Annotated in this window: 18 protein-coding genes; 9 read left to right on the top strand and 9 right to left on the bottom strand. The window is 44.7% G+C overall.

Annotation, left to right across the window (positions count from 1 at the left end; translation table 11 throughout):
* Positions 1-458: 458 nt before the first annotated feature.
* Positions 459-1,226 (bottom strand): FKBP-type peptidyl-prolyl cis-trans isomerase, encoded by a 768-nt coding sequence (fkpA, locus tag CKQ84_RS03015; RefSeq protein ID WP_105250047.1) that lies wholly within the window; start codon positions 1,224-1,226, stop codon positions 459-461.
* Positions 1,227-1,380: 154 nt separating this feature from the next.
* On the opposite strand from fkpA, the gene CKQ84_RS03020 reads away from it, so the two are divergent.
* The 7 genes from CKQ84_RS03020 to CKQ84_RS03050 all read left to right on the top strand — a co-directional run bounded on the left by CKQ84_RS03020 (position 1,381) and on the right by CKQ84_RS03050 (position 10,522).
* Complete coding sequence (locus CKQ84_RS03020) at positions 1,381-2,331, top strand: WD40 repeat domain-containing protein (RefSeq protein ID WP_028761597.1); 951 nt, start codon at positions 1,381-1,383, stop codon at positions 2,329-2,331.
* Between the two features lie 9 nt (positions 2,332-2,340).
* Positions 2,341-2,553 (top strand): SlyX family protein, encoded by a 213-nt coding sequence (locus CKQ84_RS03025; protein ID WP_006080410.1) that lies wholly within the window; start codon positions 2,341-2,343, stop codon positions 2,551-2,553.
* Between the two features lie 65 nt (positions 2,554-2,618).
* On the top strand, positions 2,619-3,176 hold the full coding sequence (gene def / locus CKQ84_RS03030) for a peptide deformylase (RefSeq protein ID WP_105252985.1): 558 nt from the start codon (positions 2,619-2,621) through the stop codon (positions 3,174-3,176).
* Positions 3,176-4,579: a COG3014 family protein gene (locus CKQ84_RS03035; RefSeq protein WP_105250048.1), complete on the top strand. Its 1,404-nt coding sequence runs from the start codon at positions 3,176-3,178 to the stop codon at positions 4,577-4,579. Before def ends, CKQ84_RS03035 begins: the two co-directional genes overlap by 1 nt.
* A 69-nt stretch (positions 4,580-4,648) precedes the next feature.
* Positions 4,649-5,242: a penicillin-binding protein activator LpoB gene (lpoB, locus tag CKQ84_RS03040; RefSeq protein WP_173246506.1), complete on the top strand. Its 594-nt coding sequence runs from the start codon at positions 4,649-4,651 to the stop codon at positions 5,240-5,242.
* Positions 5,243-5,498: 256 nt separating this feature from the next.
* A complete protein-coding gene (gene pepN / locus CKQ84_RS03045) occupies positions 5,499-8,132 on the top strand; it encodes an aminopeptidase N (RefSeq protein WP_105250049.1) in 2,634 nt (877 codons plus the stop codon).
* A gap of 497 nt (positions 8,133-8,629) precedes the next feature.
* Positions 8,630-10,522, top strand: a complete 1,893-nt coding sequence (locus CKQ84_RS03050) for a methyl-accepting chemotaxis protein (protein WP_105250050.1) — start codon at positions 8,630-8,632, stop codon at positions 10,520-10,522.
* Positions 10,523-10,656: 134 nt separating this feature from the next.
* On the opposite strand, the gene CKQ84_RS03055 is transcribed toward CKQ84_RS03050, so the two are convergent.
* Positions 10,657-12,084, bottom strand: a complete 1,428-nt coding sequence (locus CKQ84_RS03055) for a GGDEF domain-containing protein (RefSeq protein WP_105250051.1) — start codon at positions 12,082-12,084, stop codon at positions 10,657-10,659.
* Between the two features lie 291 nt (positions 12,085-12,375).
* Between CKQ84_RS03055 and CKQ84_RS03060 the strand changes: the two genes are divergently transcribed.
* Positions 12,376-13,329, top strand: a complete 954-nt coding sequence (locus CKQ84_RS03060) for a DUF72 domain-containing protein (RefSeq protein WP_105250052.1) — start codon at positions 12,376-12,378, stop codon at positions 13,327-13,329.
* A gap of 337 nt (positions 13,330-13,666) precedes the next feature.
* Here CKQ84_RS03060 and CKQ84_RS03065 read toward each other — a convergent pair whose 3' ends face one another.
* The 3 genes from CKQ84_RS03065 to CKQ84_RS03075 all read right to left on the bottom strand — a co-directional run bounded on the left by CKQ84_RS03065 (position 13,667) and on the right by CKQ84_RS03075 (position 17,182).
* A complete protein-coding gene (locus tag CKQ84_RS03065; RefSeq protein WP_105250053.1) occupies positions 13,667-14,515 on the bottom strand; it encodes an isocitrate lyase/phosphoenolpyruvate mutase family protein in 849 nt (282 codons plus the stop codon).
* Between the two features lie 134 nt (positions 14,516-14,649).
* Entirely contained in the window at positions 14,650-16,119 is a 1,470-nt protein-coding gene (locus tag CKQ84_RS03070) for an inorganic phosphate transporter (protein WP_105252986.1), read from the bottom strand.
* Positions 16,120-16,366: 247 nt separating this feature from the next.
* Positions 16,367-17,182 (bottom strand): helix-turn-helix domain-containing protein, encoded by an 816-nt coding sequence (locus CKQ84_RS03075; RefSeq protein WP_105252987.1) that lies wholly within the window; start codon positions 17,180-17,182, stop codon positions 16,367-16,369.
* Between the two features lie 84 nt (positions 17,183-17,266).
* Between CKQ84_RS03075 and CKQ84_RS03080 the strand changes: the two genes are divergently transcribed.
* Positions 17,267-17,998: a type 1 glutamine amidotransferase gene (locus tag CKQ84_RS03080; protein ID WP_105250054.1), complete on the top strand. Its 732-nt coding sequence runs from the start codon at positions 17,267-17,269 to the stop codon at positions 17,996-17,998.
* A gap of 83 nt (positions 17,999-18,081) precedes the next feature.
* Here the strand turns inward: CKQ84_RS03080 and CKQ84_RS03085 are convergent, their stop codons facing one another.
* The 4 genes from CKQ84_RS03085 to CKQ84_RS03100 form a co-directional block, all read right to left on the bottom strand.
* Positions 18,082-19,719, bottom strand: a complete 1,638-nt coding sequence (locus CKQ84_RS03085; RefSeq protein WP_247651523.1) for a glucan biosynthesis protein — start codon at positions 19,717-19,719, stop codon at positions 18,082-18,084.
* 421 nt (positions 19,720-20,140) lie between these two features.
* Positions 20,141-20,575 carry a PaaI family thioesterase gene (locus CKQ84_RS03090; protein ID WP_105250056.1) on the bottom strand — a complete coding sequence of 145 codons (435 nt, stop codon included), beginning with the start codon at positions 20,573-20,575 and terminating at the stop codon, positions 20,141-20,143.
* Positions 20,576-20,745: 170 nt separating this feature from the next.
* Positions 20,746-22,911 carry a catalase/peroxidase HPI gene (katG, locus tag CKQ84_RS03095; protein ID WP_105250057.1) on the bottom strand — a complete coding sequence of 722 codons (2,166 nt, stop codon included), beginning with the start codon at positions 22,909-22,911 and terminating at the stop codon, positions 20,746-20,748.
* 312 nt (positions 22,912-23,223) lie between these two features.
* On the bottom strand, positions 23,224-24,696 hold the full coding sequence (locus CKQ84_RS03100; protein WP_105250058.1) for a carbon starvation protein A: 1,473 nt from the start codon (positions 24,694-24,696) through the stop codon (positions 23,224-23,226).
* Positions 24,697-24,732: the final 36 nt, after the last annotated feature.

The following is a 24,732-nucleotide window of genomic DNA, read 5'->3' on the forward strand; positions in this document are numbered from 1 at the left end:
GAACAAGATGGTAAATCAAAAGTATTAGCCATGTAAAAACAAACAGTAAGAGCAATACACATAAGCTCAAAGCACTTAGTGCCCTGCTTAAATAATAACCAATATTTTAATGTGATATTTTGATGATATTATTCGGTATGCAATACCCAATAAAATATAAGGAACACGGGTCCTTAAAAGGTAATGGATATAATTAAAACTTAATTTAGCATTCATTATTTTGAAATAAACATAACAGTCAAACTGCTAAAGTGGATGATTTATACCCTTGGTTATTGCAGCAGATTAATGTTGATAATGGGTATAAAAATGAAACATAGAGCCAGTCTGAGAACCAATGGCTGTAAGATAGTGAGCTAAATATTAAAACAATAATGCGAATTTTACAGACAAAAAAATACCGCTCATTTAGGAGCGGTATTTTCAATCGCGGCGTATTACACGTCGCAGCTAATCAATTACTTTTTAGCAGGTTCAGCTACTGGCGCCGCAGAAGCTTTCTCGATTGATTTCAACTCAACTTCGAAAATCAACGTAGAGTTTGGTGGAATAGTACCAGTATCACGTACGCCATAGGCTAATTCCGATGGGATCACAAACTTGTACTTAGCGCCAACAGGCATTAATTGCACGCCTTCAGTCCAACCTGGAATAACGCGATTCAAAGGGAACTTAGCCGCTTCGCCGCGTTTATAAGAACTATCAAACTCAGTACCATCAAGTAAAGTACCGACATAATCCACTTCTACAGTGTCTTCTGCGGCAGGCTTTTCACCCGTGCCTGGAGTTAATACTTCATATTGTAAGCCAGACTCAGTTGTCACTACACCAGGCTTAACCTTGTTTTCTTCAAGGAATTTTTTACCATCTTCGATATTTTTCGCAGAAATCGCTGTTGCTTGTTCCTGACGTTTATCGTTTAACTTTTTATCTAGACCTTGAAGAATGGTTTGCATTTCTTCTTCGGTTAAACTTAATTGGTCATTCAGACCATTAGTGAAACCAGTGACGATCAGAGTGCGATCAACTGGCAGGCCTAATTCTTCTTGCTCTTTGATATGGCCAGACATATAACGACCGATTGAAGCGCCTACACTGTAAGCTTCTTTTTGAGCTTCAGTCGTTAATTCAACATTTGTACTCGTAGCTGCTTTTTCTTCTTGATTACAAGCAGATAGGCCAATAATAGCCAATGCAACTAACGATAATTTATAAATCGATTTCATTAAAGCTTCCTCAGCATCCTCAAGCGGTTACAATAACCTAAGCGTGACAACTTTATACTAGTTATCTCGGTTATACCAACTAGATTCTTTATGGGTTAACAGTGATTAATGTCACTTGATCAAGTCTAAAGACAACAACTTAGGGAGCAAGTTCATGAAGAAAAATCTACTGCTGGTAATTTGCACAGTTTTTCTAATCGCTTGCCACCCCAAAGCAGAAGATATCAGTGTTCTCACAACAGAGCCCAGCTATAGCGCGAGCCTATCAAGTAATGGGCAATTCGCCTTAGTTGCCACTCAAAGTAGTGGAGTTCAATGCTGGGATCTCAGTACCCACACCCTCAAATACCAATGGATACATGGCGATATTAATACTGGCGTCACAGGTACAGCGATTTCTCCCAACGGGATATTTGCAGCATCGTTAAGCCGAGATTCAGTTGCTATGTGGAAAATAGCCGACGGTAAGCCTTTGGGCTGGTGGTCCTTACCTTCATCCGGTGAAAGTGTCGCGGTAGCAGATAATGGCGCACTACTTATTGGTTTAAATGATGGTTCAGTCATGTCGCTTAATGCCGAAAAATCTGCCTTAATCAAATTTCTTGGACATAAAGAGCGCGTCAATAGTGTTGCCCTCTCTGCTGATGGCCGATTAGCATTAACGGGGTCAAATGATATGCAGGCGATTCTCTGGCAGGCACAAACTGGCCAACCGCTTCATACGTGGACACTCGGCAGCCGTATAACCAAAGTGGCACTCAACGACAGTGGTAGTTTAAGTTTTACCAATGGCAGCACAGATGAAGCAAAAATCTGGGATAACACAAGCGGTAAGCTGTTAAATAAGCTGGATATTACCCGTCGCCAAATGAACTTTTCAGCGGTGAGGTTTATCAAACAAGACAGCCAGATATTAACAGGTACGCCAGCGCGGGAAGTTATACTCTGGCAACGTGACTCGGGTAAACAAATTGAAAAATGGCAGGTTGCACTCACTAAAAACAGCCAAAATCGAGGAGCCGTTGTATACTCTGTGGCAATTCGAGATACCAATAAAGTCGTTAGTATCAGTAGCCAAGGCTTAGTTGAAACTTGGCAGAAATAGAGGTTAGCCATGCAAGGCGTACAAGCACAGATTGAAGATCTAGAAACCAAATTGGCTTTTCAAGAGCTCACAGTCGAAGAATTAAACCAAGAGGTCATCAAATTAAATCGACTGGTGGCTCACCAGCAACACCAAATTCACATGTTAATTGGTAAGTTGCAGGACATGGAACCAAGTAATATGGCGACTCAGGCTGAAGAAACGCCACCACCACATTATTAACACTGACGCTTTAGATGTTAACTTTGATTAAAAAAACAGTTACTGCAAAATATCCAGGGAATGCGATGTTTAAACATTTAATGCCAAAAGAAACCCCAACTCTATTACCCATAGCGTTAGTGGATGAACCCATTCTAAGGCAGACTGCAATCACAGTGCACCATTTCGATGCAGAGCTCGTGCATCTTGCCGAGCAAATGTCTGCCAGCATGGACGCTGCCAATGGCGTTGGTATCGCAGCCCCCCAAGTTCACAGCCCTTTAGCCTTATTTATTATGGCTTCTCGCCCTAATGAGCGTTATCCCGACGCGCCTAATATGGCGCCTGTGGTCGTGGTTAATCCGCAAATAATTAATGCATCAAGCGAGTTGGTCAGCGGAGAAGAAGGCTGCTTATCTGTACCGGGGCAAAGATTTACGATACAAAGACATCAAGCCATTGAAGTACGCTATCAAAATTTACAAGGCGAGTGGCAACAAACTGAATTAACGGGCTTTATTGCACGGATTTTTCAACATGAATTTGATCACCTTCAAGGGATCACATTACTCGAGCGTTCACTTATGCCAGAACAGACTCAGGCGATTTCAGCCCAATCCATCAAAAAAGGTGAAGCGCAATAATGAAACTGTCCTTCGTTACACCTTTTTCTCGCGCATTTATTGCGCCAACCTTGGCAATGGGATTGGTTTTAAACTTATCGGGCTGCGCTTATAACAGTATTTTCATTAATTATCCTGCGCAGATTGAACCACTCAAACAAGAGCTTAATAGTGCGACTCCCATGGCCGATATCGACAAACTTGCCAGTAATATCAATGGCAATGACGGCTTACTCTATGCCCAAGAAGCGGGACGTATTGCTCAAGTCGCCGGCGATTTTGCTGCCAGTAAAAAATATTATCAGCAAGCAGTAGATGCTTATACCGCCTTTGATGATAAGGCCAAAATCAGCGTTAGTGACATTGGCGCAACAGCCAGCAGCTTAGTGTTAAACGACAATGCGATTCCGTACCGGGGCCCTGGATATGAACGCATTATGCTGCACCAATACCAAGCTCTTAACTATTTGTTTAGTGGCGACTATCAGGGGGCTCTAGTCGAAGTTCGTCGCAGTAACGAACTACAGAGCAGCGAGCAAGAACGCTATCAAAAATCACAAAAGTCAGTTCAAGCCATGGCAAACGGCACCATAGATGCCGAGGTTAACAAACTAGGACAAGCCGCGGGCACAGTCACCAGTTCTTTCTTAAACGCTTACAGTTATTACACGACTGGCGTACTGCACGAAGTGCTGGGTGAGCCGAACGATGCCTATATCGATTATCGTAAAGCAGCACAAATCACTCCAGATAACACCTATTTACAGCAAGATCTGGTCCGCCTCGCCAAGCAACTCGGCATGCCACAGTATGATGAGTTTAAGCGCCGTTGGGGCGATGCTAAATTGCCCAACCCCAAAGATGGCCAAGTAATTTTGATGGTCGAGCGCGGCTTTGTGCCAGCAAAACAAGCTCTCACTGTACCTTTTACTATCCATGGTAACTGGCAGACAGTGTCACTCGCTACCTACATGCCAAACAATACTTTTGTGCCAGAGACGCAAGTGCAAGGTTTAGGTACAGTGCTGAAAACTGAACCTATTGCCAATATCGATGCCTTAGCCATCACAGCACTCAAGGAAGATCTGCCCGCGACTCTAGTTCGTCAAGTCGCTAGGGTCTATGCTAAATCTGAGATGGCCTATCAGATTGAGAAGAGTGGTAAACCAGGGAACAATGCTGCCGATATTGGCAGTATAGCGATGCAGATTTTTAACGTAGTAACAGAACAAGCGGATCGTCGTAGTTGGCTGACGCTCCCTAAACAAGCACAGATCGGGCGGCGTTATTTGAGTGCAGGTGAATACACTTTGCAGTTAGACAAAGCGCCACCGGCTAAAATTGATGTTGCAGCAGGCAAAACCACCTTAGTCTGGGCAATTGATACTGGTAATTACACCCGAATTTATTCAATAATCATTTAGCCTAGAGGTTGTGGTATTTGAATAAGACGTGTGTCATTAAGTTTATACAATCACAAAATGGAACTGACTATGAAACAATTTAAACTGATTTTTGTACTGGCAGCCGTTATGGGTCTAGCAGCATGTCAATCTAAAGTCGAATATGGCGATGCCACAGAAGTTGAAACCGTCAATGAGAACTTTGGCTCGACGGATCTACAAGCTATTGCAGCCAAGATGGTGGATAGCATGATGACTTTCCCTCCTATCGTGGCAATAACAGCCAATGACCGCCCGATTTTATTTGTTGATAGCATCAAAAACAAAACCTCAGAACATATCGACACTGAGTCTGTCACTGACTCTATCAGTAACAAATTATTGCGCTCAGGCAAGTTCCGTTTTATCGACATGACTAAAGTAGATTCAGTCCGTAAACAACTGGATTACCAAAACAACACTGGCATGGTTGACCCATCAACCGCCATCAAGTTTGGTCGTCAAATTGGCGCTCAATACATGTTATATGGCAATTTATCTAGCATAGTGAAGCAAGACGGTAGCACTAAAGATGTCTACTATAAGATGACAATGCGTTTAATGGATTTAGAAACAGGCCTTATCGAATGGTCTGATGAAAAAGAAATCCGTAAGATGAAGTCTAAGTCTTTCTTAGGCATGTAATTGTCCTATTGGCACTTAATTCTGCCAAACAGTAATCTCAAGAAGCCAGCGTTAACGCTGGCTTTTTTTTACATTTTTAACATTGGTAATCCAAGGTAAATAAGGTAGTGTACTCGGCCAAAATACACTGCGATGATGATGCTCAAAATTGGCGCTGGCGCGAGGGATAATTTGCCACAAAGGCAAACCTACACACACGATATTGAATGCAAACATCCAAGCAGAAAACAAAACAAATCGCTGAAGGATTTAAGTTGTGAACTTGTTTAAAGCCAGTCTCGTTGCCCTTACCTGCGGCACATTAATGTCGTGTGCAACCCAAAGTACACTCAATACGGGTCCACGTGATGCTAGCGCTTATATTAGCCAATATCAGGCTGCGCTTCGCTCGCAGGTCATCTCCGATATTCACTATGACTTGGATTTTCAGCTCACAGGGGATGCCGAGTTTTCCGCCACCTCCAAAGTGACATTTCAATTAAGTGAAGTGCCAAAACAACTGAGCTTAGATTTAAACAAGGCGCAGATAAAACGCTTTATCATCAACGGTACCGCCGTATACCCCAATTACAATGGCGCTTACATCAGCTTAAATACGCGTTTGCTCACCTCAGGTGAAAATACCATAGAAGTGCAATTTAGCCGTGCCCACAGCACCAATGGTGAAGGTTTACACCGTTTTAAAGATCCAATCGATGGCAAGGTCTACCTCTACTCTCATTTTGAACCCGCTGCAGCTCAGCAGATGTTCGCAGTGTTCGACCAACCGGATCTCAAGGCTAACTATCAAATTACGGTAACAGCGCCCAAAGACTGGCAAGTCATTAGCTCGATGCGTGAAAGCCAAATCACCCCTGCGGGTGCTTACAATCGTTGGACTTTCCCACAAACACCTAAGCTAAGCCCATATAACTTTTCGATGCACGCGGGCCCTTATCACATGTGGCAAGACAACTCAGGCCGCTATCCTATGCGCCTGTTCGCCCGTCAATCCGTTGCAAATCAAGTCACGGAGCAAGATTGGTTTACCTATACAAAACAAGGGTTAACTTTTTTCGATAATTACTTTGGTATTCCTTATCCCTTTAAGAAATACGATCAAATTCTAGTGCCCGACTTCCTTTATGGCGCGATGGAAAACGCGGGCGCAGTGACCTTTTCCGAAGATATCTTCCTTCATAAAGCAGCTATGACAGCGGATCAGAAGCAAAATCTTGCGGGCGTGATCATGCACGAAATGGCGCACCAGTGGTTTGGCGATCTCGTCACCATGAAATGGTGGAACGGTTTGTGGTTAAATGAAAGTTTTGCTTCATTTATGGGCACACTTGCGACTCAAGAAGCCACAGAGTTCACTAATGCTTGGCGTACCTTCTACGCTAAAGGTAAGCAAAAAGCCTATGAGCAAGACAGCTTAGTCACCACGCACCCCATTGAAGTACCCGTAGCAACGACTCAGAACGCCTTCGACAATATCGATGCTATCACTTACCAAAAAGGCGCATCAACGCTGAAACAATTACGCCATTTACTCGGCGACATGGTGTTTCGTCGTGGCGTCAGTAACTATTTAAAACAATACAGTTATCAAAACGCTGAGTTAGACGATTTTATCAATAGCCTAGGGAAAGCCGCTGGCCGCGATTTAAGTGCATGGACTCAAGAATGGCTCTACAGCGCGGGCGTTAACACCATCAAGGCGGAATATCGTTGTGAGGGCAACCGAATCAGCGAATTTAGCCTACGACAGCTCCCTGCAAGCGCAGAACTACCCACATTACGTGAACAAAAAGTCCAGGTGGCTCTATTTACCCAAGGTCGCTTTGATCTGCGAAATGACATTACAGTGCCAGTGACTTACAAAGGCGAGCGTACCGAAGTTAAACAACTGATTGGTGAGCGCTGCCCAGACCTAGTCTATCCAAACTTTGATGATTGGGGCTTTGTGAAAGTCGAGCTTGATGACAAGTCATTTAATACCGCAAAACAACAACTGAGTAATATTTCCGATCCACTACTGCGATCTATGCTGTGGCAAAGTCTGTGGGACAGCGTCCGCGAAGGTAAATTGAGCTTAGATCAATACCTAAGCACAGTGTTTGTTAACGCGCCCGCTGAGACGGACTACACAATTGTTGGTCAGATCATCGATAGCATGTTGCGCTCGAAGGAATATCTCGCGCAGATCGCCCCTATTCAGCAAAACTACGCTGAAAATGCAATTAAAGGCTTAAGCCAAATGAGTCTGAGAAAAGCAATGGAAAATAAAGGAGATAATGACTTCCAACGGATCTGGTTCAATGCGTATGTCAGTTTAGCAAGCGATAGAGATTCACTGCGTCATTTAGCGCAACTCATTGACGGTGAAACAAAAATCAAGGGATTAACCTTAGATCAAGATTTACGATGGGCAATCATCACCCAGCTTAATCGCTATGATTTTCCTAACGCGCTGCAGCGCTTAACCAAAGAAGCTGCCAAGGATAATTCAGACTCTGGTGAAAAAGCGGCACTTGCGGCACAAGTGATCCGCCCTGAAGCGGCCGCAAAACGTCGTTGGTTAAGTAAAGTCCATCTAGACAGCCTGCCTTTCTCCAAACAGCGGATTATTATGCAAAATCTTTATCCTGCTGAGCAAAAACTATTAAGCGCAGCTACAGCGGAAGAGCGTCTGGCGAGCTTAATGGATATGGACAAAAAAGGGCCAGTATTTATGCGTAATTATAGCCATTTCCTCATCCCAACCGATTGTAATTACACTAGCATAGCGGCATTGGACAAAGTACTTGATCGCCAAACTGGGCTATCTAACCTTACCCGCCGTAATCTACTGGAAACCCGTCAAATAGAGCAGCGTTGTGTGCTGATCAAAAATAAGATGACTCACTAATATTAAGGTCATTTTAAAATTAACAAGGGGCTCCTAGGAGTCCCTTTTTTATGTTCTGTTACAGATGAGTCTTAAACTTGAACCAGCACACAAGATGCTACCCGCGCGAAATTAAGCTCACTAACCTTTGATATAAACAAGCCAGCATTCTGAATAATGAATTAATCACACTCACAACCAGTGACATATTTAATTAAATTGTTAGCTTGTGATTATGTATTTTAACGGCTTACTGACGATAACTAATGTTATTTATCACCTGTAAAATATTATTCATCTCTTCAGTTTAGTCTGCTAAGTTCCATCAGCTCATCAAATAAACAACCGCTGACGCAATCGTTATTGATATAAAAATCATGTAATTATTAAATTCATAAATTATGGGCGTCACTTCTAAATTTATTACTATAATTCTTTAATGATTTAATGTTTTGCCACGTACTGCCGCTATACTAAAACAACGTTAGAGAGCTAACGGAATATAAAGGATATAGATTATGCGATCGACACTCAAAACGCGGCTGCTGTTTAGCAGTCTTTCCGCTGTACTGATCACTATTGCTGTACTCGTGAGTATCTCTAGTTATTTCATTAGAAATAATGCGTTAGAAAACACCCAACATGAAATTGACCAACTGGCGAAGACTTTTTCATCCGGCATAGGTCAGTGGATACAAGACAGAAAAATGGCCATTACTAGCCTAAAGCAAACCATTGAAGCCAATCCTAGTACCAACGTTACCCCTCATTTGTTGCAAGCGCATACTGCGGTTGACTTTGCCCTCACCTACTATGGTGACGAGCAAGGCAACATGTATCGTCAAGATCCGTCGCTGAATACCGCAAATTATGATCCCCGCGTTCGCCCTTGGTATATGGATGCTAAAACGGCGGGTAAAATGATCATGACGGCGCCCTACGTCAGCGCCACATTGAAAAAACAAGTCGTAACTATAGCAGAACCTGTGATGAGCTCAGGCCAGCTCATAGGCGTAGCGGCTGCAAACTTAACCATAGATCAGTTAACAGATGCAGTGCAGCGCCTCCAAGTACCAGGCAAAGGTTACACTCTGATGGTCGATAATGCAGGGCTCATTATTAGTCATCCCAATAGCCAGCTAAATACTCAACAACTCACTAAAATCGATAGTAATTTTAGTAATAACTGGTTATCACAGCGCACTAATGCCAATACGATGGAAGAGCGAAACCTCGATGGTGCCACTAAGTTAGTCTATGTTGCGGCAATACCCTCAACAGACTGGGCGCTGATTTTCGTAATGGATAAGCAAGAAATCATGTCACAGGCAACCGATCTTGCTTGGTGGATGTCTGCCGTAGGTGTTGCACTATTGGTGCTGTTTGGTTTGATTTTAATCGCCATCTTTAAAATTCAATTCAAAGATCTCGAACGCGTTGCCCAAGCACTCAATGATATTGCCGAAGGCGATGGCGATCTCACTGTGCGCATTCATACTGCCAACAGTCACGATGAAATTGGTATGTTAGCTTCGGGTTTTAACCGCTTTGTAGAACGTCTACACGGTATGATTTCCCGCATGCACAAGATTGCGGGCCAATTGGAATATCAAGCCAAAGGAAGTAGTGCGTCGGCAACGGATAACAGTCAGCGCATTGAAGTACAGCAAGATGAAGTGACTATGGTTGCCACTGCGGTGACCGAAATGGCCAGCGCCACCGAGGAAATTGCCAGTAATGCTGAGCATACAGCGCAGACCGCTCAAAATGCGGTCGGACTTTCAAACCATGGCCATAAACAGGTAATGCAAAGCCAGCAATCTATCCGCAATTTAGCCAGTGAAGTCGAAACTGCAGGGCGAATTATCGGTGAACTGAACGAGCACTCACAAAAGATCAACAGCATTTTGTTGACCATTAGTGGCATCGCAGAGCAAACCAACTTACTTGCACTCAATGCAGCCATTGAGGCGGCACGTGCAGGAGAACAAGGTCGTGGCTTCGCTGTAGTTGCTGATGAGGTGCGTGTACTGTCACAACGTACGCATTCATCGACACAAGAAATTCAAGCGATGATCGAAACCCTACAACAAACCGCAGGCAAAGCCGTTAAGTCTATGACTCAAAGTCATGAAATGGCAGAAACCAGTGTGGCCGATGCTAATTCAGCCAGTGAAAGTCTGTTGCAAATCAGCAAAGCCATTAATGATATTTCAGATATGGCGAGCCAAATTGCCACTGCAGCCGAGGAGCAAACCTCAGTCACCAGCGAAATCAACCGTAATACAGAGTCGATTCGTGAAGTGTCAGAGAATCTCTCGATTGAGGCACAAACGTCTATGGTCCAAGCTCAAGAGCTCGCCCATTTAGCCGCATCATTGCAGCAGGAAGTTAATCGCTTCAAACTGTAATCAAAAGCCTTATTTTATATAAAGATTACATCAACAATTCCATACAATAATGCCCGCAAGTGTCAGTGACATTTGCGGGCATTTCTTTACATATTATTTCTTCAAAGACTTACAATGGCTTACCTAAAGCAAGCTTAAATAATCTTCATCGCTTTATTTTCAGGAATATTGGCCTCAGGCCGAAGCTCAGCATGTAAGTTTCTTAATCCTTGATAACCCATTTCAATTCGATTTCCGCCATTCTTTTTAGCTTTATACATAGCAGTATCGGCACAGGAAATAAGCTGTTTCTCATCTTCACCGTGCTCTGGATACAGAGCAATACCGATACTCGGCAGAATATGGATCTGCTGTTCGGCAAGCTCGAAGGGTTGCTCGAATACTTGCAATATTTTTTGCGCAGCCAGCAGGGTATTATGTGCTGAATCGACTCGTTCAAGTAAGATGACAAACTCATCCCCCCCAAAACGCGCAACGGTATCTGAACCCCTCACACAACTGACTATTCGCTGCGCCGTCACTTGCAGTAATAAATCGCCCACGCTATGACCAAAAGTATCGTTAACCCACTTAAATTTATCTAAGTCTAAATAAAGCAAAGAGAAATAACTTGATTCCCTATGGGCTCGAGATAGCGCCTTTTGAAATCTATCGTAAAAAAGCTCACGATTGGGTAACAAGGTTAACTGATCATAAAGTGCAATATGCTCTAATCGCGCGAGCATTTGTCGACGCTCAATCGCAAAGGCTATTTGTGTAGAAACAAACTCCAATAACTCACGGTCTTGGTGTGTATATGAAGCCGAAGTGGGCAAGCTATGCATAATCAAAGCACCGATAACGCCTTTCTGTAGCTTCAGCGGCACACCCAGCCAACTTAAACAGCCATTACCCAAATCTTCACGAATCGCTTGGGGATAATCAGTTAAGGTCACGGGGCACAGGAGTAAAGACTCAGCACTGCGGATCACTTGGTCAGTGAACACACTGAAACTTGCAATATCGATAAGCGAATCCTCGCCAGTAGCGGCTTTATAAGGAAAACTTAATTCATTTAAATCTTGATCGTACAATGCAATAGCAAAGTTTGCTGCGGGCAGTAATTTAGCAATAATTTCATGAATTCGACGATACAGGGCTAGCAAGTCCTCAGCGACATGCACAGCCTCTGAAATCTCATATAAGGCTGCTTGTCTACGTTCGGCATTTTTGCTCTTAGAAATATCTCTAGCGACTGCGACACGTTGTTGATAAGCATCGGACCAACGTGCAGACCAAAGAATATCGACGATAACACCATCTTTACGCACATAACGGTTTTCAAAATCGACTTTAAAGCGACCTGCCATAATTTCATTGGCCGTTGCGAGAGTGCGTTCCCTATCCTCTGGAATGACAAGATCTAGCATCTGCATACCCATCATTTCTTCTGGGGTATAGCCAAAAATACGTTCTGCCCCTGCACTGACAAATTCAAACCTCCCCGTTTTATCGACGACACAAATAGCATCCAAGAGAAGGTCGATAAAATTGCTTAAGGAAGTGTAGCCATCATTATTCACGTAATTCTCCAATAAACGTCCGTCTTTGGCTAAGTCCTAAGTTTGATCATAAGCATAAAAATAATAATAACGCACTATTAGAGTAGGTTAATTTTCAATGTCATTCCAGAGTTGGCTAAGTTAAGTCCGACTTTTACAGAGTTAAATTCAAACAAAATCAAACACAATACTTAAGGCCATCGGTGGCACTATTTGACTCTGGACGACAGATATCGGCACAATGCCCTAAAATGTTGGTCAACATCAGGGCGCAGCTTTGGTACGCGTAAATCGCATTAAAGGAATTTATTTTTGGACCGATTGTGCTCTCCGTTACATCAACCCAACCATTTTCGCCTTGGGCTTGCCATGTGGTCGCACTCGAATTGGCAAGAAAGTGTGTATGGTCACGGAACTAAACAAGCGGAGCGACTCGCCCGTTACGCGACAATATTCAATACTGTCGAAGGGAACACCAGCTTCTACGCAACGCCTGCACAGCAAACGGTAATGAATTGGCACAGTGCCACGCCCGAGAGCTTTCGTTTTACCTTCAAACTACCGCAAACCATCACTCACCAAAGATTATTGCAACACTGCGGCCAAGAATTGAAAGATTTTTTCCAGATAATGACACCATTAATCGATAAAACAGGGATCTGGAAAATTCAACTGCCCGCCCATTTCGGCCCAGAAAACTTGTCTGCGTTAGCGCAATTTCTAGATCAAATCCCCCAAGGGTTAACCTATGGCGTCGAAGTCAGGCATGCTGCGTTTTTTGCTAAGGGAGATGCCGAGCGTGCGCTTAATCGATTACTCATCGATAAAAAAGTGAATCGCATCATCATGGACAGCAGGCCCTTGTTTGCACTGCCGCCCTGCAATGTCGCGATTATCGACGCTCACAAGAAAAAACCTCGAGTGCCAGTGCATGCGATTGCCACCGCCAATAATCCAGTGGTGCGCTTTATCGGCCAACCAGACGATGCCGTCGCACAACTCGCACAGCAAGGCGTTGCTGTTTTACCTAAGGATAACGATACCTTTTTTGATAATTGGCTCACCCAACTCCCGCAGTGGCTCGCAGAAGGTCGAGAACCCTATCTGTTTATCCATACTCCCGACAATGAAGCCGCGCCCGAACTAGCCATCCGTCTCTATCAAAAATTGCGCAGCCAAATTGCAGCGCACATTCAACTCGCCGAGCTACGCCTGCTTGATAAGAAACCTGAGGAGACAAGCACGCAGATGGGACTTTCTTGGTAAAACGGGCGCTAAGTAAAATGGACGTAAGAAGAAACCCACGGCAAACTCGCCGTGGGTATATACCCAAACAACCTGAAGATGCAGGATTCAGCGGGAATTTAACGCACTTTAGGCAAGGCGGTTATTTGCAGGCCTAGCGGGCTAAGTTAAAAATAACCAACGCAGCATAAAGTGCGTTAAAACCCGCCGGGACGGAGCGCCCAGGGCACTCCACTTCCGTGTTGCATCAATTCAAAAGGTGGCCGACATTCTGTCATTAATGCGCCTTGAATTGAAGCACCCTGGGCGCTCTGAAACTCGTATCTTCAGGTAGCTTGGGTATAGATGAAAAACAGCTTTAACTCGGGATAAATAAGTTATTCATTTGCTCAAAACCAAGGGAAATGGCTTTAGGTATTGAATCCTTATCAACGGCAATAACCGCATCATTTGACTCTCGCTGAAACGGTTTTGCCTTAATTGAATTTAACAAAATTGGATTAAGCAAAGTGCTATAGGCCTGTAAAAATGAAGCCGGACCTGTGGAAAAACGCTGCACACCTGCGGCAAATAACTCGCCGATATCCATCTGCTCATTCAATAGCATAAAATTCAGTGGCATATCCACAGCGGCAGACAAGCGCTTAGCGGTCTCGACCTGATTCGCGCCAGGGATAAAGCCGCCATCCGCACCCGCAGCCTGATATTGAGTTAACCTATCAATAGTCATAACGACTGCGGCCTCACCACTGGCTAAACCCAGTAAATACACATCAGTTCGCGCATTAATAAATAATCCTTGGCAACGAGGATGGGCGCGAATAGCTTTAATTTTGGCCACCATCTCAGCAACACCTGCACTGCCATCCTCAATATTAATTCCTGCTACGCCAAGCTCAGCGAGCTGCGCAACAAAAGCAGCAACATCATCGGGATCTTGGCTATAACCAGATTCAATATCTATCGTCACGGGCACTCGGCTCAGTCGTAGGATATTGTTCACTACGTCCAATAAAGCCACTTTAGGTAACGCTTGGCCATCGGGATAACCGAGCGACCAAGCCAATGCCGCGCTACTGGTCGCAATCGCACGGGCGCCCGATGCTTGGATGATGGCCGCACTGGCTGCATCCCAAGCGTTAGTTAATATCAGCGGCTCTGATTGTTGATGTAGTGCTTTGAAAAGTATTCTAGATTGCTCAGCCATCTTATGTCCTTGTTGGTGTTGAAGGCTCAACTCTAACAAGATGGCTTAGGTAATTATCGCGGGAAACGGCACTGAACCGAAAAGCCAAGCCCTCAAGGCTTGGCTATGTGAGTATTCAACTTGAGTATTCTTGGCTAACCCCAAAGTGCATTGGCAAGGATAAACACACTCGCGGAGAGCAACATAGTAATAGGTAGTGTCAGCAGCCAAGCGAGCATGATTTGCTTAATGGTTTGGATCTGAAGCCCTGAACGATTAGCCACCATGGTACCCGCTACAGCGGAAGACAAAATATGAGTCGTCGATACCGGCATCCCCGTCATACTGGCAATCCCAATAGAGACGGCAGCGGTGACCTGCGCGGCAATGCCTTGGCTGTAAGTCATACTCGATGAACCAATTTTTTCCCCCACGGTATATACAATCCGCCGCCACCCCACCAACGTGCCGCAACCCAGCGCAGTAGCAATGGCAATAATCACCCAAATGGGCGCATACTCAGTAGTTCTAGTGAGATCTTTTCGCCATTTAGCCAATGAACTCAAATCCTTAGCAGGAAGATCCAATTTAGCCACTTGGCGAGCAGTATCATCGATGCACAACAATAAACGTCGCACCTCGCGTCGCTCTTCTACATCCATATCTTTGTAAGTTGAGACTTTTGCTAAGCGACGGTCAAGCAACGACATCGCCGGTAATACATTGGCAGATGAGCAATGGGCCAGCATATATTCGGGAACGTTGACTAAGGCTTTAAAGTCGATAACATCCGCGATAACGGCTTGGTTACGGTCATAAATCGCCATAATGCGACGATTAGCATCTTGAGTTCTTTCTAAATCATAGGGTTGACTGCCCATGTCCAAGGCAAAATAAGCCGGTGCCATACAAATCAGCACTAGCATCACTAAACCTATCCCCTTCTGTCCATCGTTAGAACCATGGGCGAAACTCACCCCCATAGCGGAGATAATTAAACTCGCCCTTGCCCAAAATGGAGGGTGTTTTTTACCATTAATCTGCATCTGCTCATCGGGGGTACGGTGAATTTTATGTTTCTGCCAAACGTATTTCATGATGAGCAAAAAAATCCCTGCCATCACAAACCCTAAGGTCGGCGAAATAATCAAGGACAGCATGATCTGCGTTGCTTTAGAGACATTAATGCCCTGCAAGATAGGCTGATGATTTATCCAAGCGAACGCGCCACCCACGCCCATTATCGAACCAATCAAGGTATGGGAACTCGATGCCGGAATACCAAAATACCAAGTGCCTAAGTTCCAGATAATTGCCGAAAATAGCAGGGAAAACACCATCAGCAAGCCTTGGATGGAGTCCATACCGAGCAAGGAGTCTACGGGTAATAAATGCACTATCGCATAGGCCACCCCTAACCCCCCTAACAGCACACCCGCAAAATTAAATAATGCTGAGGTAACGACCGCCAGATTTGCCGGCATAGCCTTGGTATAGATCACCGTCGCCACCGCATTTGCCGTGTCGTGGAAGCCATTAATAAATTCGTATGCCAGTACAAAAAGTACGGCAAGGACTAAACCCACCGACCACGCAAAGCCTAACGTTGTGAACATTTCAAACATAAAATACTTACCCATGGCGAGAACGCCCACAGGTTACGCCCAAGTTTGGGGTCTTTTACAGTGAAAAATTGTTTAGATTGTCAAAAAGTGAATTAGCCCCCAATAACTCAGTAGCATGCTTGCAATTACAACTGGCTTGATTTTATTCGGCTAAATGAATATCTGTGCTGCGAAAAGGGCAAAACATTGATTCAATGTTAAATAATTCAACTAAAAGCAGTGTTAAACGCCATAAACCGTAACAGGGTTATATCCCATGATCGCCTAACCGAAATCGCTGTGGCGTCATCCCAAAACGCTCCTTGAAGGCTTTGATATAGGATGAATCATTTTGATAACCAATTTGGTGGGCCACATTCTGTATTGATAGGTCAGTGGCCAATAACGACAGCGAATAGATCAGCCGTAAATGTTGACGCCATAATACGAATGAAGAACTAAACTCCCTCACAAATAGCCTCGACAATGTTCGTTCCGATGCTCCAACCATCTCACCCCATTTCACTAAAGAGAAATCTAAAGCTGGCGTTTGGGTTAAATGCTCAAAAATCAATTTTAGGCGCCTATCTTGCGGTATCAGTAACTTGAAAGTCTGTCCTTCCGCACTATTAATTTGATCATATAACACCTCAAGCAAACGCAGTATTGACGCCTGAACCATTGGTTCAACATTCGTTGGGGTATTAAAAGCACATTGTTTTCTGAGCGTTAACACTAACTCCCTTATAAAAGCACTCATAGCGACGGGCTTAACCATGGCACCATAATCTCGGCCATACATAGGATTCAAATAGACACCAATAAAGCAGGTATCTGTAATCGCAACAGACTCATGCATGACACCTGCAGGCACAAAAAGCGCTGTGGTATGGGGGACCAAAAAAAGTGCCTCATTTGCCTCTGTCTGTAACAGGCCTTGAAGCGGAAAAATAAGCTGATGCCAACAGTGCTGGTGTAAAACATCCACATAACCCTTCTGCATCTCAATCGTTTTGATAAAAGAAGGCATATTAGGCGCTTGCTCAATAATGGCGTTAATCGAATCGAGTTGGCGACTTAGCATCATTACTTGTCCATATAACGTTATTCAGCCAAATAAAAAGGATTGTAGCATAGCGTTATCCCATAAAAGACACAGGAAAACTCGATGCGCATTCATTGCATTATCCATGAAAGCTATGAAGGTCCAGGCTATTTTAGCGATTGGGCTGCAAGCAAAAACTACAGTATGAGCTTTAGCAGAATCTATCTAGATGAAGCTTTACCCGACAATAGTGATGGTTTTGATCTATTAATTATCCTCGGTGGCCCTCAGTCTCCAGCGACATGCCAAAGTGATTGTCCATATTTTGATAGCCAAGCAGAACAAAGGTTTATCAGACAAGCTATCCAAAAAAATAAAGCCGTTGTGGGGGTTTGTCTTGGGGCACAGTTAATCGGAGAGGCATTAGGTGCCCGTTATCAAAAGAGCCCGCATACCGAGATTGGTTACTTCCCCATTGAACTGACTGCGGCAGGAAAAAGTGATGTTAACCTTAAGACATTTTCGACAACTGAAGTGGTCGGCCACTGGCATAATGATATGCCAGGCCTCACTCCCGATTGCGAAGTGCTCGCCACAAGTGCAGCCTGCCCGCGGCAAATTGTACGTTACACAAATTTAGTTTTTGGATTTCAATGCCATCTTGAATTTATCAGTAGCCAATTAGCGCCATTAATTGCTCAAGAAAATGCTTTTTCTAGCACACAGAAAATGCCATATATTCAAAGCCCTGAGTTCATACTGGGGCAATCAACGGCTAGGATGAATCAGTTGCTGGGGCATTTTTTAGATAATCTAGTCCTAACCTATCAAGCCGTATATACCCAAACAACCTGAAGCTGCAGGATTCTGCGGGCTAAGCCAAAACAAAAACGCCAGCTAAGTTAGCTGGCGTTTTAGATTAATGACTCACAAATCGCTTATTGCAGATGACCTGCATTGTGCAATTCACGATCATCCTTAGCAGGCGGATTCCACTGATACATCCAAGTTTCAGACAATGGCTGACCATCGACCTCCAAATAGACTCTCAGGTTAATCGGCTCAGTACCGTCTCCGGGGGGCACTACGTCAAACATAGCGCGGTAACCATTAATCGAGGCTAAAGGACGGGCAGATTCAATTTCCACTTTGCCTTCAGATGCTGTGATCACGGCTTTAACTTGGGTGTCTTTACCTATCATAGGTAAAGTTCCGCCCGCGAAATCAACCACAAAACGCTTACTGTAGTATTTGCGTTTCTGGCCAACTACACCGCCAATCCCGGTGAAGGTATCGACAACCCGAGCACGGGGTGATTGAACCGGTGGAATGCCACCCCAGTACATGTTGTAGCTGTACAGCAGCTCTTGACCAGGAACAATCGGCTCAGCAGGATTCCAGAAAGCCACTATGTTATCAAAGGTTTCATCCAGTGTTGGAATTTCAACCAACTGCACTGAACCTTTACCCCAACTGCTGGTTGGTTCAATCCATAAGCTTGGGCGTTTATCATAAAACACGCCATCGTCCTGATAATGATCGAAGTTACGATCACGTTGCAGTAAGCCAAAACCTTTTGGATTTTCATCGCTATAGGCGTTGAATCGCAGGTTTTCAGGGTTACCTAGCGGACGCCAAATCCATTCACCATTACCCGTGTGCATGGCTAAACCATCGGTATCATGGATTTCTGGACGCCAGTCATAACCAGTGCGGCGATCGTTCTCACCCACCATAAACATACTGGTCAGTGGCGCAACGCCTAAACGTTCAATCGCTTTACGTGGATAAACAGCCACATCCACCTTCATTTTTAAACGTTCACCCGGTTCGATATCAAAACGATAAGCCCCCGTGACACTTGGAGAATCTAACAAGGCATACACAGTGGTGATGTTCGATCCTGGTTTAGGTTTTTCTAACCAGAAATTGGTGAACATTGGAAACTCTTCGGGTTTTGGCAGTGCAGTATCCACCGCTAAGCCGCGAGCCGACAAACCGTACTGCATTTCTTGACCCACTGCGCGGAAATAACTAGCGCCAAGGAAGGCAACAATGTCACGCTGCCAATCGGTATTAAATTGCATACGGAAACCAGCAAAACCAAGATCCTTAGGCAACTGACTACCTTTAACCTTTGACTTGCCGTAATCGAACATTGAAGGTGAATATTCGATTAACTTAGCCTTACCCTCATTTAGCTCATAAATATGAATAGGGGTATCGAAAAACAGCCCAAGATGGAACAGTTCGGCACGAAACTCCGAATCTTGATCGCGCCATAGTGCGGCTTTTTTCTTGAAGTGGAATTGTTGGTAATCATCCCAACTCATGCCCTGAAGGCTTTTAGGTAATTCGCCTTTATGACTCTCATAGGGTTGTGCAGCCATAGTACGGGCATAACCCTTAAGCCAAGCGTAACTAAACTCTTCACCTTCTTGTGGTGAAGCCTGCTTACCTGCCGCACATGCTGAAAGACTCAGCAATACGCTACAGGTTAACAATACGCCGCCAACCATACGCTGCAAACGGCCGCGACGAGAGGAAGATTGGGCTTCAATCGAGGGTTGTGTCATCCTCGATTCTTGATAAACGTTTCTTTGTTCGGGAAATAAATTGGGTTGCATAAGCAGACTCTGAATTGGTGTAACTTCCTGACACTTCCCTGCAAATCTGACTCAATTGCAGCGATGGCCCTGTGGAGAACTGTTGATGACAGAGGTAACAATACAGCGATCAGCAACAATTCGCCAGAATCTAGCATACTTTCTGTCGAATGGAATATGGCATGCTAGCTATTTTCAATCTTGAGGCCTATTTATGAAAATATGATTAAAAAATTCCGTTATTTACTGAATTCACGCCCATAAAAACTTCACTGCCAGCAAGAAGGCCGTCGACTTAATACCTGAAGATAAAGTGCACCTTCGGCATAGGTTAATTATCTGCTCAGCATGTTAACTCGAAGAGATAATATCGCCAGCCCGCAAAATCGGTTTATGGCCTTAAAATCATACAAGTCGCCGTAGCAGTGGCGAGCAGTTTTCCATCCTGCGTTTTTAGCGTACCTTCCGAAATACCTAAAGACTTAGATAAATTGATCACCTTGCCCTCAGCCACTAACACTTGATGTTTAGGCACAGGTCGAATCATTTTAATATTCAAATCGATAGTGCCGTAACCGACACCCGCTTCAAGCAAGGTATGCACGGCGCAACCGGTAACCGAATCCAATACAGTCGCGGCAAAACCACCATGAACACCGCCCAATGGGTTGAGGTGCTTATCATCGGCAGTCGCATGGAATGTCACCGTTCCTTCGTCGGCTTGAATCAGCGACATTGGCATAGTGAGAGAGATAGAAGGTGCGGGTAATTCCCCCCTTGCCATTGCCTGTAAAATGGCTAAACCCGACATTTGCTGAATATTCATATTCCACCTAAATTGATGAGCGTCAAAGCACATGAATAAAAATGACCGCTTAACCACTTTGGATTAGGCGATCATTTAACTGAAAATCCACTTAAACGCTCGGTCTGCATTAACCCCAGCGGCGCCTAAATTGGATCCATATACCACTAAAAAGACTAATAAATATAAGCTCAGCGAAGATCGAATCTATCTAAGTTCATCACCTTAGTCCAAGCGTCGATAAAATCATCGATAAATCGCAGCTGTGCATCACTGCTCGCGTACACTTCTGCGAGTGCACGCAGCTGCGAATTAGAGCCAAAGATCAAATCAACACGACTTGCAGTCCACTTTTGCTGGCCACTGACGCGATCAACACCCACAAACATATCCTCCGCTTTGGAAGTGGGTTTCCACGTCGTCCCCATATCGAGCAAGTTAACAAAAAAGTCATTGGTCAAAAACTCAGGACGCGCAGTCAAGACACCCGTTTTTGACTGATCAGAGTTCGTATCTAACACCCGCAGACCGCCAATAAGCACTGTCATTTCCGGCGCAGTTAAGGTCAGCAATTGTGCCCTATCGACCAATAACTCCTCCGCCGAAACAGAAAACGGAGTGGGATGATAATTTCTAAAGCCATCTGCGACAGGTTCAAGTACCGCAAAAGATTCCACATCCGTTTGTGCTTGCGTGGCATCCATACGACCTGGCGTAAATGGAATCGTCACTTCAACCCCCGCATTTCTAGCCGCTTGATCAATACCGACGCAACCTGCTAGCACAATCAAGTCAGCAAGGGAAATTTTCTTACCTCCTTGATTGAACTCAGACTGAATACTCTCAAGCACTTTGAGCACCTTAGCGAGCTGTTCAGGCTGATTCACTGGCCAATCTTTTTGCGGTGCGAGTCGAATTCGAGCACCGTTCGCACCACCGCGCATATCAGAACCGCGATAGGTAGACGCCGAGGCCCAAGCAGTGGCAACGACTTCTGAAATCGTTAATCCAGAACCAATAATCTTCAGTTTGAGATCAGTAACATCCTGCTCATTAACCAGGGGATGATCAACCGCAGGAATGGGGTCTTGCCAAAGAAACGTTTCTGCAGGCACTTCAGGACCCAAATAGCGTGTGCATGGCCCCATATCTCTGTGTGTCAGCTTGTACCAAGCTTTTGCAAATACATCGGCAAACTCATCGGGATTTTCAAAAAATCGACGTGATATTTTCTCGTAATCAGGATCGAAGATCAGTGCAAGGTCGGTGGTCAACATGGTTGGCACATGACGTTTTGAGGCGTCGTGCGCATCGGGGATCACCCCTTTACCCGCGCCATTTTTAGGTATCCACTGATGGGCACCCGCAGGGCTCTTAGTCAGTTCCCATTCATATCCAAATAGATTTTCAAAAAAATTGTTACTCCATTGGGTTGGTGTTGAGGTCCAAGTCACTTCGAGGCCACTGGAAATAGTATCGCCACCTTTACCGCTTTTATAGCGACTCTGCCAGCCTAGGCCTTGCTGCTCAATACCTGCGGCTTCTGGCTCAGGTCCGACTAATGCTGCGTCACCTGCACCATGGGTTTTACCAAAAGTATGACCACCTGCAATCAAGGCTACGGTTTCTTCATCATTCATCGCCATGCGGGCAAAGGTTTCGCGGATATCAACGGCGGCAGCGAAAGGATCAGGGTCGCCATTGGGTCCCTCAGGGTTAACATAAATCAGCCCCATTTGCACTGCGGCGAGGGGGTCTTCAAGATCCCGTTCGCCAGAATAACGCTTATCGTCTAACCACTGATCTTCGGCTCCCCAGTAGATATCGGCCTCAGGTTCCCAAATATCCACCCGCCCACCGGCAAAACCTAAGGTTTTGAATCCCATAGATTCCAGCGCGACATTACCCGTGAGGATCATCAAATCGGCCCAAGAGATTTTATTGCCATATTTTTGTTTAATCGGCCAAAGGAGCCGACGTGCTTTATCGAGGTTGACGTTATCTGGCCAGCTGTTTAACGGTGCGAAACGTTGATTACCACTCCCCGCTCCGCCACGTCCATCACCGGTACGATAGGTGCCGGCACTGTGCCATGCCATACGAATAAATAGCGGCCCATAGTGGCCAAAATCTGCTGGCCACCAGTCCTGTGAATCCGTCATTAATGCGAGGAGATCTTGCTTTACAGCAGCTAAATTGAGGGATTTAAAGGCTTCAGCATAATTGAAGTCATCACCCAAAGGATTAGATAAGGAAGAGTGTTGGTGCAGAATATCGAGTCGGAGCTGTTTAGGCCACCAATCTCGATTCGAGGTGCCACCAGCAGAATGGTGCATAGGACATTTGTTCTCAGACATAACGTGCTCTCCTTCTGTTCGCAAAAAATATTCAAGTAAATAAAATCTAAATGACTTTTGCCGCAAGTTTGTACTGCTTAACGCTCTCTACCACAGACTAATCGTTTCAATAGAGAAATAAAAACCAGTCTAACGACCTTACCTTACCTCTAGATGAAACGCGATGAATCCACTCATTAAAAAATATTCAGCAAAAATTACCCTTTCTAAAATAAGCCATTAAAGGATAGTAGAATGATACCAATCATAAAAAAACAAGGGCTGCAAAATGCAGCCCTTGATTTTTATTGGGTAAAACTATGGGATAACTGACTATTTAACTTCTGCCACAGGTTTGCGTCTATTGTGCGCAATGATCAGGGCAACTAAACAGATAACCCCGACAGCAATACCCACTGGCTGGCTCAAAGGTTGCGGTAAACCTAGGCCAATACCCGCAGTCATAATATAAGACACAGTAACGCTGGTGCCGCCAATCGCTGGTAAGCTAACAATCCAATGGAAGGTCCCGCGATCGAACAAATACTTAGTCGCTAACCACAACACACTGGTTGATAGCAGCATATTTGAGAAGGCAAAGTAACGCCAAATCAAAGAGAAATCGATCTTCGTCATAAAATACGCAATGGTCAGAATAGGCACAGCAACCAATAAACGATTACGCATACTTTGCGGAATATGGAAGGCATCGATAATCGTCAAACGCAGCGAACGAAATGCGGTATCGCCAGAGGTAATAGGGAAGATAGCCACGGCCACAATCGCCATAATACCGCCCGCAACACCTAAATACGTAGTAGCCACTTGGTTAACCACTAAACCAGGGCCACCTTGGTCGAGCAAACTCTTAAGCTCAACATAACCGCCAGGGAAAGCTGCAATACCCGCCGTTGCCCATACACAAGCAACGATACCTTCAGCAACCATAGCGCCATAATACACAGGGCGAACATACTTCTCATTCGTCAAGCAACGAGCCATGATGGGCGCTTGAGTTGAATGGAAACCACTGATCGCACCACAGGTAATAGTCACAAATAACAGTGGCCAAACAGGTAGTCCATCTGGATTTGGTTCGAGTAACTCATTGTTGTAATGACTGTGGTCGAAATAGGCAAACACATCACCCATTTCAGGTAACTGCGGCGCATTGATCATTAGAGCAACGGCGATAGAAACTGTCATGACTATCATCAACAAACCAAATGCGGGATATAATTTAGTGATGATTTTATCAATCGGCAGCATAGTCGCTAAAAAGTAATAGACTAAAATCACTAATACCCAGAAGGTATTATTGCCAAAGATGGTGTCTTTAAAATAATCGAGATTACTCAGCAAACCTGCGGGGCTCATGATGAAGACCACGCCCACAAAAAACAGCAGCATAGCGGTAAACAGCAACATCACGCCTTTAAAGTAAATATTAAAGTAGTGACCCGCAATCTCTGGCAGACTCTTACCGTCTTCTTTAATGCTGAGCACGCCAGAAAAATAATCATGTACTGCGCCGCCAATAATATTCCCCAGTACAATCCACACTAAGGCTATTGGGCCGTAAAGTGCGCCGAGGATCGGGCCAAATATCGGCCCCACACCCGCGACATTGAGGAACTGGATCAGAAACGCTTTAGCCGGATGAACCGGAACGTAATCGACGCCATCTTCGAATCTCGCCTGTGGTGTTATCGCTTTAGGATCTATACCCGCTTGCCGCTCAACAAAGGGACTATAGAACTTGTATGCAAGCACTAAGAGTGCGATACAAATAAAGAAAATTAACATTATTTAATTATCCATACTTTAGGGTCTGTTGATCTT

Source organism: Shewanella sp. WE21 (assembly GCF_002966515.1).
Taxonomy (GTDB): Bacteria; Pseudomonadota; Gammaproteobacteria; order Enterobacterales; family Shewanellaceae; genus Shewanella; species Shewanella oncorhynchi.

What these genes read in the sequence shown, in the direction of transcription:
- CKQ84_RS03075 (WP_105252987.1), bottom strand. Translation starts at nt 17,182, where the DNA reads ATGCTAAGTCGCCAACTCGATTCGATTAACGCCATTATTGAGCAAGCG.
- CKQ84_RS03070 (WP_105252986.1), bottom strand. Translation starts at nt 16,119, where the DNA reads ATGTTTGAAATGTTCACAACGTTAGGCTTTGCGTGGTCGGTGGGTTTA.
- CKQ84_RS03020 (WP_028761597.1), top strand. Translation starts at nt 1,381, where the DNA reads ATGAAGAAAAATCTACTGCTGGTAATTTGCACAGTTTTTCTAATCGCT.
- CKQ84_RS03050 (WP_105250050.1), top strand. Translation starts at nt 8,630, where the DNA reads ATGCGATCGACACTCAAAACGCGGCTGCTGTTTAGCAGTCTTTCCGCT.
- CKQ84_RS03025 (WP_006080410.1), top strand. Translation starts at nt 2,341, where the DNA reads ATGCAAGGCGTACAAGCACAGATTGAAGATCTAGAAACCAAATTGGCT.
- CKQ84_RS03085 (WP_247651523.1), bottom strand. Translation starts at nt 19,719, where the DNA reads ATGACACAACCCTCGATTGAAGCCCAATCTTCCTCTCGTCGCGGCCGT.
- CKQ84_RS03080 (WP_105250054.1), top strand. Translation starts at nt 17,267, where the DNA reads ATGCGCATTCATTGCATTATCCATGAAAGCTATGAAGGTCCAGGCTAT.
- CKQ84_RS03065 (WP_105250053.1), bottom strand. Translation starts at nt 14,515, where the DNA reads ATGGCTGAGCAATCTAGAATACTTTTCAAAGCACTACATCAACAATCA.
- CKQ84_RS03090 (WP_105250056.1), bottom strand. Translation starts at nt 20,575, where the DNA reads ATGAATATTCAGCAAATGTCGGGTTTAGCCATTTTACAGGCAATGGCA.
- fkpA (WP_105250047.1), bottom strand. Translation starts at nt 1,226, where the DNA reads ATGAAATCGATTTATAAATTATCGTTAGTTGCATTGGCTATTATTGGC.
- CKQ84_RS03100 (WP_105250058.1), bottom strand. Translation starts at nt 24,696, where the DNA reads ATGTTAATTTTCTTTATTTGTATCGCACTCTTAGTGCTTGCATACAAG.
- CKQ84_RS03035 (WP_105250048.1), top strand. Translation starts at nt 3,176, where the DNA reads ATGAAACTGTCCTTCGTTACACCTTTTTCTCGCGCATTTATTGCGCCA.
- lpoB (WP_173246506.1), top strand. Translation starts at nt 4,649, where the DNA reads ATGAAACAATTTAAACTGATTTTTGTACTGGCAGCCGTTATGGGTCTA.
- katG (WP_105250057.1), bottom strand. Translation starts at nt 22,911, where the DNA reads ATGTCTGAGAACAAATGTCCTATGCACCATTCTGCTGGTGGCACCTCG.
- def (WP_105252985.1), top strand. Translation starts at nt 2,619, where the DNA reads ATGTTTAAACATTTAATGCCAAAAGAAACCCCAACTCTATTACCCATA.